The sequence below is a fragment of the Microbacterium sp. MEC084 genome, from assembly GCF_004514465.2.
Classification (GTDB): Bacteria; Actinomycetota; Actinomycetes; order Actinomycetales; family Microbacteriaceae; genus Microbacterium.
Genome location: NZ_MYFP02000004.1, coordinates 54977 through 68301, shown reverse-complemented (window position 1 = coordinate 68301; position 13325 = coordinate 54977). Strand labels below are relative to the sequence as shown.

The 13325-nt window shown below is 72.3% G+C and carries 9 protein-coding genes; 3 read left to right on the top strand and 6 right to left on the bottom strand.

All coding sequences use genetic code 11. From position 1 onward, the window contains the following. Positions 1–6 precede the first annotated feature (6 nt). From B5M43_RS05920 to B5M43_RS05900, 5 genes are all read right to left on the bottom strand, one after another. Positions 7–795, bottom strand: coding sequence for a hypothetical protein (locus tag B5M43_RS05920; protein ID WP_134745585.1), 789 nt, complete (start codon positions 793–795; stop codon positions 7–9). Further along, positions 792–2675 (bottom strand): glycoside hydrolase family 13 protein, encoded by a 1884-nt coding sequence (locus B5M43_RS05915; RefSeq protein ID WP_134745586.1) that lies wholly within the window; start codon positions 2673–2675, stop codon positions 792–794. The genes B5M43_RS05920 and B5M43_RS05915 overlap by 4 nt, the downstream gene beginning before the upstream one ends. 77 nt (positions 2676–2752) lie before the next feature. Next, positions 2753–3715 (bottom strand): sugar ABC transporter permease, encoded by a 963-nt coding sequence (locus B5M43_RS05910; protein WP_134745587.1) that lies wholly within the window; start codon positions 3713–3715, stop codon positions 2753–2755. Position 3716: 1 nt separating this feature from the next. Further along, the gene (locus B5M43_RS05905; protein ID WP_134745588.1) at positions 3717–5318 is read right to left on the bottom strand and encodes an ABC transporter permease subunit; all 1602 of its coding nucleotides are present in this window, start codon (positions 5316–5318) and stop codon (positions 3717–3719) included. A gap of 91 nt (positions 5319–5409) precedes the next feature. Next, complete coding sequence (locus B5M43_RS05900) at positions 5410–6663, bottom strand: maltose ABC transporter substrate-binding protein (protein ID WP_134745589.1); 1254 nt, start codon at positions 6661–6663, stop codon at positions 5410–5412. Positions 6664–6862: 199 nt separating this feature from the next. On the opposite strand from B5M43_RS05900, the gene B5M43_RS05895 reads away from it, so the two are divergent. Next, a complete protein-coding gene (locus B5M43_RS05895; protein ID WP_134745590.1) occupies positions 6863–8545 on the top strand; it encodes a glycoside hydrolase family 13 protein in 1683 nt (560 codons plus the stop codon). 22 nt (positions 8546–8567) lie between these two features. Further along, positions 8568–9584, top strand: a complete 1017-nt coding sequence (locus tag B5M43_RS05890) for a LacI family DNA-binding transcriptional regulator (RefSeq protein ID WP_134745591.1) — start codon at positions 8568–8570, stop codon at positions 9582–9584. Positions 9585–9611: 27 nt separating this feature from the next. On the opposite strand, the gene B5M43_RS05885 is transcribed toward B5M43_RS05890, so the two are convergent. Next, positions 9612–11408: a M23 family metallopeptidase gene (locus tag B5M43_RS05885; RefSeq protein WP_134745592.1), complete on the bottom strand. Its 1797-nt coding sequence runs from the start codon at positions 11406–11408 to the stop codon at positions 9612–9614. 286 nt (positions 11409–11694) lie between these two features. Between B5M43_RS05885 and B5M43_RS05880 the strand changes: the two genes are divergently transcribed. After that, the gene (locus tag B5M43_RS05880; RefSeq protein ID WP_134745593.1) at positions 11695–13224 is read left to right on the top strand and encodes a DEAD/DEAH box helicase; all 1530 of its coding nucleotides are present in this window, start codon (positions 11695–11697) and stop codon (positions 13222–13224) included. Positions 13225–13325 lie beyond the last annotated feature (101 nt).

Here is a 13325-nt window from a genome sequence, read left to right as displayed (position 1 = left end):
CCGTCGTCACCAGCCCAGCCGGCGGGCGACGGCGTCGGCGGCCGCGCGGGGGAAACCGGGCCCGCCGTCGTCGAGCGCCTCGCGCGCGATTGCGAACAGCTCCCGCGCCGCGTCCTCAGCGGGAAGCGCGAGAGCGTCCGCGATGCGCGCCGCCCAGTCCGGGAAGTCCAGCTCGAACCGGCGCAGCGCGTCGATGCGGTCGCGCGCGTCGCTCGAGCGCTGCGGGAAACGCCCGCGGAGCGCGCGGGCCAGCGACTGCACCGCCCAGCCGCGGATGAACTGCCCGCCCACGAGCACCTCGCCCCGCCGCACGCGACCCACCCCGATCAACAGCTTCACGAGCACGAGGCGCGCCTCGTTGCCGACGTCGATGCGGTCGCCGGCCGCGGCATTCGCCCGGCCGCGCTCCACGAGCGCAGCCGTGGTGCCGTCCTCGTCGTCCACCGCGACGGTCGCCTCGTTCACGAGGGCGCCGGCGAGCTCATCCGGCTCGGCGACCGCGAACTCCATGACGTGCCCGTCGTCGTACACCGCGACGAAGCCGATCTCGCCCTCGCGCGCGGTCAGGACGAGCGCGTCCTGGTCGGGCAGCCACGACAGGTCGGGCCGCACGGAGCGTCCCGCGTCCGGCCGCACGAGCGCGAAGAAGTCGTGATCCGACCACTCGTCGCGGCGCGCGACCGCCTCGTCGGAGGCCGAGCCGAGCAGCACCAGCCCGATGAGGTCGGGATGCGCGCGCACCGCCTCGGCGAGATCCGCGCTGCGGCGCTCGTAGCGTTCGGGTGCCGCGCTCACGAGGCACCGCCTTCCGGGACCGCGACGCCCGGGAGCGCCCAGGCCGCGAACGCCGGCCCGCCGGCGCGCACGACGCCGCCCTCGAGCTCGAGGTCGCCGTACAGCCGCTCGGCGCGCGCGAGCCCGGGCACGAGGGCCTCGTCCAGGGCGGCCTCGAACGATCCCGACGCAGCCACGACGAGGACGGTCTCCTCGGCCGACTCGCGTACGAACGCGAAGCCCTCGTCGCCGACGGCCAGGATGCGCAGGCCGCCCGTCCCGAGAACCGGGTGCGCGCGGCGCAGCGCGATGAGGTCGCGGTACAGCGCCAGTCGCTCGGCGGTGCCGGGGGCATCCTCGGTGCCCCACGGGATCGGGGTGCGCGCGATCTCGCCGTCCTCCCCCACCAGGCCGAACTCGTCGCCGGCGAACAGCACAGGGACACCCGGCAGCGTCATCGACAGGCCCACCGCGACCGGCACGACGTCGTCCGGCGCGTTCGTCGCGAACCGCGCGGTGTCGTGCGTGTCGAGCGCCTGCATGTTGCCAAGCCGGACGCGCCACGGGATGCCGGCCGTGAACCGCGTCATGGCGTCGACGAAGTCGCGAGCGCTGTAGCGCGGGATGCCGCCGATCGGCTGGCCGAAGAACCACGGCTCGGTGCGCTCGACGCCCTGCGCGTCGAGGTACGGCGCCCCGGTCGGCCGGCACAGCCAGCCCCACAGCGGGCGGGTGAACGCCGGGTACGTCATCGCCCCGTGCCATCCGTCGCCCTGCAGGTCGCTCGCGGCGTCGTTCGTGGACTCGCCCAGGAGCACCGCGTCGGGGTTGATCTCGAGCATGGTCTCGCGCAGCAGCTGCCGCACCTCGGCGTTCAGGTCGACGTCGCCGAGGCGGCCGGTCATGTTGGCCACGTCGATGCGCCATCCGTCGATCCCGAACGGCGGCTTGAGCCAGCGCGCGACGACCGAGTCGCCGTCCGTGATGAAGCGCTGGCGCAGCTCGATCGACGACCAGTCGAACTTCGGCAGGGTCGGCGTGCCGAGCCACGACTCGTACTCGGTGTTGCCCTCGTCGCGGAAGTAGTAGAACCGCTCGGAGTGGGCGCCCGGGTTGCCCAGCGCGTCCTGGAACCACTCGTGCCGATCGCCCGAGTGATTGCTCGTGAGGTCGCCGATCACCCGCATGCCGCGCGCGTGCGCGGCCTCGATCAGGCGGACGTACGCCTCGTCCCCGCCGAGCAGCGGGTCGACGCGCTCGAAGCTCGCGGCGTCGTAGCGGTGGTTCGACGCGGCCGGGAAGACCGGGGTGAGGTAGATCAGATCGACGCCCAGCCGCTCGAGGTGGTCGAGGTGCTCGACGATGCCGTCGAGGTCGCCGCCGTAGAACTGCTGGCTGCGGCCCGGCATCACGGGGTCGACGGGCTCGTCCCACGCCGCCGCGATCGCCCACTCGGGCGTCTCGCGCTCGTCGGCCGCGGCCGAGCGGGCGAACCGGTCCGGGAAGATCTGGTACATCACGGCGTCGTTGAGCCACGCCGGCGGGGCGGGGTACGCGACCAGCGCGAAGTCCTCGGCGTCGAGCGTCTCGATCCGGTGCAGACCGGTCTGGTTCAGCCACTCGACCGTGCCGTCCTCGTGCACGAGCAGCCAGCGATACCCGTGACGGCGGTTGCCCACCGTGACGGGCGCCTCCCACCACGTCCACCCGTCGGCCTCGCCGATCACCTCGGCGTCGGTCCACTCGGGCTCGTGGTCGGGGTTCGAGCGCGTGCGCACCGCGCGCAGCGGCCCGTAGCCCTCGGGCACGCGCAGACGGACGCGCACCACCTCGCCCAGCTCCGGGGCGGAGTTCGACACGTAGAGCGGCGAGCCGTCGTGGTGCGGCAGGAGGAGCGACATGCGGGGCCTTTCCGGGCGCGCGGGACGCGCCGAAGTGAAGCGGGCGGAGTCTCGGGAGGGTCGGGCGGGCGCGGCGGTCACTTCACCGAGCCGGCCGTGAGGCCGCCCACGATGAAGCGCTGCAGCGCCAGGAACAGCGCCACGGGGATGATGGCCGCGAGCACGGCACCGGCGGCGAACACGCTCCAGTTCCGCGAGGTCTCCTGCGAGATGAACTGATACAGGCCCACCGCGAGCGTCTGCTTCTCGGGGTCGACGAGGATGACCGACGCGATCACGAACTCGCTCATGGTGCCGAGGAACGACAGCAGGCCGACGACCGCCAGGATCGGCGCGACCAGTCGCAGGATGATCGTGAAGAAGATGCGCGCGTGGCCGGCGCCGTCCAGCTTCGCGGCCTCGTCGATCGACGCCGGCACGGTGTTGAAGAAGCCGTACATGAGGTAGGTGTTCACGCCGAGCGCGCCGCCCAGGTAGATCATGATCAGACCGATCTGGCTGTTCAGGCCGAAGCCCGGGAAGATCTCGTCGATCGCCGACATGAGCAGGAAGATCGCGACCATCGCCAGCAGCTGCGGGAACATCTGCACCAGCAGCAGGGTGATCAGGCCGAACCGGCGCCCGGTGAAGCGCATGCGCGAGAACGCATACGCGGCGAGCGCGCCCAGGAGCACGGTGCCCGCGGCCGACACCAGCCCGATCACCAGCGTGTTGAGGAACCACGCGGCGTACGGCTGCTGCGGTCGGTTGAACAGCTCGACGTAGCTGCCGAGGCTGACATTCGAGAACAGCGAGTTCGCGGTGACGAGCGTGCCGCCCGGGTTGAGCGACGCCGACAGCACGTACAGCAGCGGGAACGCCGCGAACACGAGCATCGCGAGACCGATGATGTGGCGCCATCCGGTCTGCCTGAACCACACCTTGAAGGGGCGCTTGGGGTGCGGCGCGCCGCCCTCGTCGACCGTGGTCAGCAGGCGGGTGGCGTCGCCGCCGGCGGGAGCGCTCTGCGCGAGGTCGCGCGTGATCGAGATGTCGGCCATGTCAGTTCAGCTCCTCGAGCGTCTTGGTGCGGCGGAACGCGATGACCGAGATGGTCGCGACCAGGACGAAGATGATGATCGAGAACGCGCTCGCGAGCCCGTAGTCGCGGTTGGCGCCCACGAACGCGACCTTGTAGACCATCGAGATCAGGATGTCCGTGCTGCCCACGTTGATGCCGGCGGCCACGTCGCGCGGCCCGCCGCCAGTGAGCATGTAGATCAGGTTGAAGTTGTTGAAGTTGAACGCGAACGACGAGATCAGCAGCGGCGCGACCGAGACGAGCAGCAGCGGCAGCTTGATCATCCGGAACGCCTGGAACGGCGTCGCGCCGTCCATCTGCGCGGCCTCCGTCAGCTCGTCCGGGATCGACTGAAGCGCGCCGGTCGTCACGAGGAACATGTAGGGGAAGCCGAGCCACAGGTTCACGATGATGATGCTGAGCTTGGCCAGCCACTCGTTGGTGAGCCACGGCACGTCGGCGCCGCCGAGCAGCACCGTGTTCACGAAGCCGAACTCCTGGTTCAGCATGCCCGCCCACACCAGCGCGGACAGGAAGCCCGGGAAGGCGTACGGCAGGATCATGATCACGCGGTAGTACTTCTTGCTCTTCATGCGCGGATCGTTGAACACGATCGCCAGGAACAGGCCGAGCAGGAAGGTCGTCGCGACCGAGAGGAACGCGAAGACGAAGGTCCACACCGTCACGCCGAGGAACGGGCCGCGGATCGATTCGTCGCTGAACGCGCGCACGAAGTTGTCGACGCCGACGTTGATGCGCCATCCCGGCAGCAGCTCCGTGCCGTCCTCCGCCACGAACGCGCCCGTGCCGCGGTCGCTGTACACGGCCCCGGTCTGCGAGTCGGTCATGGTCTCGGCGGCGTCGTCGTAGACGTAGCGCGAGACGTAGGAGAACGCGGTCAGGCCGTCCTGCGTGCGCAGCGTGCCGTCGTTGGGGTCGTCGCTGAGCGGCACCGCGAGCGACGTGATGTCTCCCTGGCGGGCCAGCAGGCCCTGGAAGTCGAGGGACGTGTGCCCGGGGGCCGCGACGGCCTTGCCGCCGTCGAACTCGGCGTCGGGCACCTCCTCCAGCGGCCGCTCGGCGCCGCCGAGCATCGCCTCGCCGTCCGGCGTCGTGACGAGGAAGGACAGCTCGCCCGCGAAGCCCTCGACGACCGTGAGCGGGTAGGAGGGCGAGTCGGGCACCCGATCCTGGTTCTGCAGCAGGATCGCCTCGACCGCGTCCTCCTTGGTGCTGTTGTGCCCCGTGCCGTAGTTCGTGAAGGCGACGTAGCCCGAGTAGAGCACCACGAAGATCTGGAAGACCAGCAGGAAGATCAGGCCCGGGATGAGGTACTTCGCCGGAAGGCTGCCGCGCCGGAAGTAGACGACGTTGATGAGGATCGTCGCCAGCACGACGATCGTGCCGACCACGACGTCGCCGCTCGCGAACAGCACGAGGGCCGCGTACACGGCGATCGCGTCGATGATGCCGAGCGCGATGATCTTGAACAGCACGAGCTTCCAGCCGCCGCTCGCCGCTTCGGCGATGCGGGCGGCGCGGCGGGAATCGCGCTCGCGGGTGGCGAGAGGGGCCGAGGTCATGCGGGTCTCCTGAGCCGAGGGATGGGGTGTGGCGGACGGATGGCGGGGCCCGTGGAGGCCCCGCCATCCGGTCGATGCGCGCTGCGGCGGATCAGCCCGCGACGGCTGCGGCGATGTCGTCGGACATCTTCTTCCACAGCTCGGCCGGGTCGCCCTCGCCCTTGATGATGGCCGTCTCGGTGACGCCCCAGAACTCCCACACGGCACCCATCTCGGGGATGCTCGGCATGGGCACGGCCGCCGCACCCACCTGGCCGAAGCCGGCCACGATCGGGTCGTCGGCCACGGCGGCCTCGAACGCCGCCGTCAGCGCCGGAGCGCGTCCGCCGACCTCGTAGAGGGCCGTCTGGACCTCCTCGGAGCCCACGTAGTTCGTGAGGAAGTTGGTCGCGGCGACGACGTTCTCGCTCTTCGCGCTCAGGAAGAAGCCCTGCACGCCCACGAAGGGCTGCGCCGGGTCCGGGCCCGGAGCCGGGATCGGGTCGACCGCGACATCGATGCCGGCCTCCTGCGCCGACGGGACGTTCCACGGGCCCGTGACGTAGAACGGGGCCTTGCCCGCGTTGAACGCCTCGCGGGCCAGGTCGCCGTCGAGGTTCGGGTTGAACACGCCGGCGGCGCCCTGCTCGGCGAGCCACTGGGCGAACTGCGTGCCGCCCTCGTTGCCGATCTGCAGGTCGTCGGCGTTGTAGGTGCCATCGGCGTTGGTGCCGAAGACGGGGGCGCCGAACGAGGTCTGGAACGGGTACATGTGGTACGGGTCGCCCGCGGCCGGGTCGAGGCCCACGAGCACCTTGTACTCGGTGCCGGCGGCCTCGGCCATCTGCACCATCTCGTCGAACGAGCCGGGCGCCTCGGGCGCGAGCTCGGTGTTGCGGATCAGGGCGATGTTCTCGATCGAGTACGGCACGCCGTAGACCTTGCCGTCGTACGTCCACGCGTCGGTGGCGACCTTCTCGAACTCCTCGGCCTTGTCGCCGAGCTCGATCGGGGCGACCACGCCGTTGGTGACGAGCGTGCCGAGCCAGTCGTGCGCGCCCACGGCGATGTCCGGGCCCTTGCCGGTGGGGACCTGCGACACGAACTGGTCGCGGATCTCGCCGAAGTCCTTCTGCACGAGCTCGACCTTGACGCCGGTCTCGGCCTCGAAGTCGGCCGCGGGGTCCGCGAGGACGCCGGCGCGGTCGGCGTCGACCCAGACGGTCAGCGTCGAGGTGGCTCCCCCGCCGTCCGCGGGAGCCGAGGTCTCGCCGCCCTGCGGCGCCGCCGACGAGCAGCCGGCGAGACCGAGCGTCGTCGCGACCGCGAAAGCCGCGATGGCGCGGCCCCTGCTGTTCACCTTCATTGGTGTGTGCCCTTCCTTTTCGCCCCGGCAGCCCTGCCAGGTTTCTGCAAGCGGTTACAGGGTTGCATGCCGTGGGGCGATCCGCAAACCACCGGATCTGCGCAATCGGCCGTTCGATACGGATTCGTGATGCACACCTGGGCGAACCTGAACTGCAAGCGTTTCCATACACCGGGAGTTTCCCGTAGAGTCCGATTCCATGACTTCCGTGGAACTCAGCGTCGAGTCGGCGCCGGCCGCCCAGGCCTCCCCCCGCGAGTGGTGGCGCACCGCCGCGATCTACCAGATCTATCCCCGCTCCTTCGCCGACGCGAACGGCGACGGGATCGGCGACCTGCCGGGCATCACGTCGCGCCTGGACGCGCTGCGCGACCTCGGCGTCGACGCCATCTGGCTCTCGCCCTTCATGACCTCGCCGCAGAAGGACGCCGGCTACGACGTCGCCGACTACTGCGACGTCGACCCGCTGTTCGGCACGCTCGCCGACTTCGACGCGATGCTCGCAGCGGCGCACGAGCGCGGCATCCGTGTGATCGTGGACCTCGTCCCGAACCACTCGTCCGACCAGCACGCGTGGTTCCAGGCCGCGCTGGCGGCGGCGCCCGGCAGCCCCGAGCGCGCGCGGTACATGTTCCGCGACGGCCAGGGCGAGGACGGCGAGCTGCCCCCGAACAACTGGCAGTCCGTGTTCGGCGGGCCCGCGTGGACCCGCATCACGGAGGCCGACGGCCGGCCCGGGCAGTGGTACCTCCACCTGTTCGACTCGTCGCAGCCCGACTTCGACTGGGCGAACCCCGAGGTCCAGGAGGAGTTCCGTCGCATCCTGCGCTTCTGGCTCGACCGCGGCGTCGACGGGTTCCGCGTCGACGTGGCCCACGGCCTCGTCAAGCACGACGAGCTGCCCGACTACATGCCGCCGGAGGACTCGGACTCCATGGGCGGTCAGGAGCCCGTGCCCTACTGGGGCCAGGAGGGCGTGCACGAGATCTACCGCGACTGGCACCGCCTGCTCGAGGAGTACCCGGGCGACCGGGCGCTGTGCGCCGAGGCGTGGATGCCGACGGCCGAGGAGACGGCCCTCTGGGTCCGCCCCGACGAGATGCACCAGGCGTTCAACTTCCCCTACCTGATGGCGGAGTGGGACGCCGAGCAGCTGCACGAGGTGATCGACGTGTCGTTCGAGGCGTTCGGCGGCGTCGGCGCCCCCACCACCTGGGTGCTCTCGAACCACGACGTGATCCGCCACGCGTCGCGCCTCGCGCTCGGCGCCGAGCACCCGCAGGGCCACGGCATCGGCCCGCTCTCGAAGGGCAAGCCGGACCCCGTGGTGGGTCTGCGCCGCGCCCGCGCCGCGACCACGCTCATGCTGGCGCTGCCCGGATCCGCGTACCTGTACCAGGGCGAGGAGCTGGGCCTGCCCGAGGTCATCGACCTCCCCGACGACGCGCGCCAGGATCCGACCTGGTTCCGCACCGAGGGCGAGCGCTACGGGCGCGACGGCTGCCGCGTGCCGATCCCGTGGGAGGCTGACGCCCCCGCGTACGGCTTCAACGCGACGGGCGCGTCGTGGCTGCCGCAGCCGGCCGAGTGGCACGGCCTCGCGCGCGACGCCCAGGACGCGGACCCGGCGTCGACCCTCAACCTGTACCGCTCGCTGCTGCGCCTGCGCCGCGAGCACGGCGTCGCGGCGGCGGAGTTCTCCTGGATCGAGGACGCCCCGGCCGACACCGTCGCGTTCCGCAGCGGGCCCGTCACGGTGATCGCGAACCTCGGCGCCGAGCCGGTCGCCCTGCCCGCGGGAGCCCGCGTGCTGGTGTCGAGCGCGCCGCTCGAGGGCGAGGCCGTGCCGACGGACACCGCCGTCTGGCTCGCGAACGACTGATCAGGACGAGAGGGCGCAGGACATGAGCATCGCCGAGGTGGCACGGCTGGCCGGGGTCTCCACGGCGACCGTGTCCCGCGCCCTCTCGGGCCGCGGGCACGTGTCGGCCGCGGCGCGCGAGCGCGTCGTCGCGGCCGCGCGGGAGCTCGGGTACGTCGTGTCGCAGGCCGCCTCGAGCCTGGCCAGCGGCCGGACGCGCAACGTCGGGATCGTGCTGCCGTTCCTCAACCGCTGGTACTTCACGACCGTGCTCGAGGGCGCCCAGCAGCGCCTCATGCGCTCAGGCTACGACGTCACGCTCTACAACCTCGCGGGCGACGGCGACGAGCGGCGCACGGTGTTCGAGCACTTCCTGCTGCGCCAGCGGGTCGACGCCGTGATCGCGGTGTCGCTCGAGCTCACCGAGCCCGAGGTGACGCGCCTGCACACGCTGGGCAAGCCCCTCGTCGGCGTCGGCGGGCCCATCCCGGGCGTGCGCACGCTCGCGATCGACGACGTCGCCGTGGCGCGGCTCGCGACCGAGCACCTGATCGGCCTGGATCACCGCCGCATCGGGCTGATCGGCGGCGACCGCGCGTCCGATGCCGACTTCCACCTGCCCACCAAGCGCCGCCAGGGCTGGGAGTCCGCACTGCACGAGGCCGGGCTCGACGCCTCCCCGCGCCTGATCGCGAACGCGGACTTCACCGTGCAGGGCGGCTACCGTGCCGCCAAGCAGCTCCTGGGGGCTCCGCTCCGCGACCGTCCCACCGCGATCTTCGCGGCGTCGGACGAGATGGCGTTCGGAGCGATGCTCGCCGCGCGCGACCTGGGGCTCAGCGTGCCTCACGACGTGTCGATCGTCGGGGTCGACGACCACGACCAGTCCGAGTTCTTCGGCCTCACGACCATCGCGCAGTTCCCGCGGGAGCAGGGCGCGCTGGCGGTCGACATCCTGATGGCGCAGCTCGAGCCGGGCGAGGACGAGGCGGTCGCCTCGGACCTGCCCCTCCCCTTCGAGCTCCGCGTGCGCGACTCGACGGCCCGCCCGCGCGACTGACCGGGCGGCACGTCAGAGGCGAGGGGCTCAGCGCTCCACCGGCAGCCACTGCATCGGGTCGACGATCTGACCGTCCACGCGCACCTCGATGTGGAGGTGGTTCGCCGTGGAGTTTCCGGTCGAGCCCATGTAGCCGATGATCTGGCCCGCCACCACGCGCTGCCCGGCGAGCACCGGGGGCGTGTTGATCATGTGCGCCGAGCGTGTCTCGACGGGCTTGCCGTCGACGACGTGCCGGACGGTGACGAGGTTGCCGTAGCCGCCGGACCATCCGGTGAAGGACACCACCCCGTCCGCCACCGCGTGGATCGGCGACCACGCGGGCTGAAGCAGGTCGGCGCCGTTGTGCGTCTCGGTGATGGTGCGGCTGAGCCGGTACTCCCCCGCCAGGGGGAACACGACCGACGACTTGGGCACGGAGGTGGGCTGCGGGAGCGAGGAGGGGGCCGGCGGGGGCGCGGGCAGCGCGAGCCGCCACGTGCCGACGCCCACGTCCACGATCGACGGCCCGGCGGCGAGGGTGCCGGATCCGGATGCGGCGCGCACCCCCGTCACGACCGTGCGGCGCTCGTCCGGGTACAGCGGCGCGAGGGACCCGGCCGCCGGGCGCCGCGACACGTACTGGAGGACCTGCAGCGATCCGTCGGCCGAGTGCGTCGCGGTCAGCGCTCCGCCCGCGCCGCCGTAGAGCGCGAGCTCGCTGCCGTCGCCGGCGCTCTCGAGCGCTTCGAGAGAGCTCACCGGGTGGAGCGTGACGACCCACGCGCCGGTCGACGAGATCCGGATGGAGCGCGCGTCGCCCCCGGCCGGGTCGCCCCACAGCGCCGTGCGGGCTCCGGCCACGCCCCCGACGATCCGCTGGGCGGTGCCGTCGGCCGCCACGACGCCGACCGTCAGGCGCGTGTCCGCCGACGCGATCGTGACGAGTCCTCGGCGCGCCGACGACGGCAGCGCGATCGTGCGGTTCCCGGATCCGATCGTGGTGGTGGCGCCGAACGCGCCGTACGTGCCGTCGGCCCACGACACCACGTTGGCCGCGGGGCGCGATCCGCGCCGCACGCCGAGCGTGTCGGCGCCGTCGCCGTTCCAGTCGCCCACGAGCGTGGCGTCGCCCGGGCGGCCGTACGTGAGCACGCGGTCCGCCTCGCCGCCAGTGAAGTCGTCCTTCACGAAGTACCGCGCCTCGCGGCGCACCGCCAGGGTGTCGACGCGGTCGCCGTTCCAGTCGCCGACGTAGACGACGTCCTCGGCCTTGCCGTACGGCACGCGGATGTCGGCCTCGCCGCCCGCGAGAACGTTGCGCAGGTAGAACACGTTGCCGCGCCGCACGCCGAGCGTGTCCCGCCCGTCGCCGTCCCAGTCGCCGACCAGCACCTGGTCGTCGGCCCGGCCGTAGCGGATCACCGCGCTCGCGTCGCCGCCCGTCAGCTCGTCGTTGAAGTAGTAGGTGTTGCCGCGCCGGACCGCGAGCGTGTCACGGCCGTCGCCGTTCCAGTCGCCGACCAGCGTCACGTCCGCGGGGCGCCCGTAGATGAAGCTGTGCGCGGGGGCCTCCACGCCGTGGCGGTCGGCGAGCAGGTAGAAGCTGCCGCGCCGCACGCCGATCGTGTCGACCCGGTCCCCGTTCCAGTCGCCGACGACGGCGCCGTCGCCGGGCAGTCCGTAGTCGTAGACCTGGTTGGCGGTGCCGCTCCAGCCGTCGTTGAGGAAGTAGTCGTCGCCATAGCCGCCGATCTCGGGGCCGGCTGCGGAGGCCGGGGCGGGGGCGAGGAGGGCGGCGACGACCGCGATCGCGGCGGCCGTCGTCGGGAGCAGGACGCGCATGGTCGACAGCCTAGGGGTGCGGAGGGGCGCGGCCGGGACCGGCTGCTCACAGGGCGCCCGCATCCCCGCGTGCTAGCCTGGCCACTGCGCGCGGATCTCGCGCGCATCGTCGTGTCTCGACAGGTCTCCCCGAGACCAGGGCGCGCCGGCCACGGCCCGCGCTCCACACTCCTGCCGCGGCGAACGGATCCGGCATCCGCCGAGTTCGCCTCCCACCGGCCCTGCAGCGCCTGACGGCGCCGCGCCCCTGCGCGCGATCCCGGCCGGCCCATCGGAAAGACAACACATGACCTCTGCGCCCACGCAGAACCCCACCTTCGCCGACCTCGGCGTCCCCTCGGTGCTCGTCGACGCGCTCGTCGCGATGGAGCGCCCGACCCCCTTCCCCATCCAGCGCGAGACGCTGCCGTCGACCCTCGCCGGGCGCGACGTGCTCGGCCGCGGCAAGACCGGATCGGGCAAGACGCTCGCCTTCGCGATCCCGCTGGTCGCGCGCCTCGCCGCCGCCCGCGTGACCCGTCGCGCCGGCACGCCCTCCGCGCTCGTCCTCGCCCCCACGCGCGAGCTCGCCACGCAGATCACCCGCACGGTCGAGCCCCTCGCGAAGGCGGCCGGCCTCACCGTGACCACGGTGTTCGGCGGCGTGTCGCAGAAGCCGCAGGAGGCGGCGTTCGCGCGCGGCGTCGACATCGTCGTGGCCTGCCCCGGTCGCCTCGAGGACCTGATCGGCCAGGGCGTCGTGAAGCTCGACCGCATCGCCGTGACCGTGCTCGACGAGGCCGACCACATGGCCGACCTCGGCTTCCTCCCCGGCGTCACGCGCCTGCTGTCGAAGACGCCGGCCGGCGGCCAGCGGATGTTCTTCTCCGCCACGCTCGACAACGGCGTGGACAAGCTGGTCAAGAAGTTCCTGTCGGACCCGGTCAGCCACGCGATCGACCCTGCGGAGTCGCCCGTCCCGGCGATGACCCACCACGTGTTCGAGTCGTCCTCGCCCGAGGCCAAGACCGAGCTGGTCAAGGCGCTCGCGTCGGGCACCGCCCGCCGCATCCTGTTCACCCGCACGAAGCACCAGGCGAAGAAGCTGGCCCGCCAGCTCACGTCGGGCGGCATCCCCGCGGTCGACCTGCACGGCAACCTGTCGCAGAACGCCCGCGACCGCAACCTCGCCGACTTCTCGTCGGGCGCCGTCAAGGTGCTCGTCGCGACCGACGTCGCCGCGCGCGGCGTGCACGTCGACGGCGTCGACCTGGTCGTGCACGTCGACCCGCCGGCCGAGCACAAGGCCTACCTGCACCGCTCGGGCCGCACGGCGCGCGCGGGCGCGGCGGGTGATGTCGTGACGCTGATGCTGCCGTCGCAGCGCAAGGACACCGAGGTGCTGCTGCGCCGCGCCGGCATCGGCGCCAAGCCGCAGGCGGTCACCACCACCAGCCCGCAGGTCGTCGAGCTGATCGGCGAGGTCGCCGAGCGCGTCGCTCCCCGCCCGGGCGGTCCGGGCGTGGGCAACGCGCCGGAGGCCACGGCTCCCGGCACGTCGCAGGGCGCCAACGCGCGCCGCAAGCGCGCAGCGCGCAGCGAGCGCCCCGGCGAGACCGCGGTCCGCCAGGGCGGCCGTCGCGGCGGTCAGGGCCAGCGCTCGGGCGAGCAGCGTCGCCAGGGCCAGGGCTCTTCCCAGGGCCAGGCGCGCGGCGGCCAGCCGGCGCCGATGTACAGCACGTCGACCGGCCAGGGCGCCCAGCGACCCGCGTCGTCGGCGACGAGCCCGACCCGTCGCGGCCCGCGCCGCGCGTCGTCCGCCGGCACCGCGCGCTGACGTCACATCCACCCGCGCGAGATCCCATGTGGCCGGCGACGTCACATCCGGATGCGGGTGACGTCGCCGGTTCCGTGTGATCTCACCGGATGGAGGAAGCG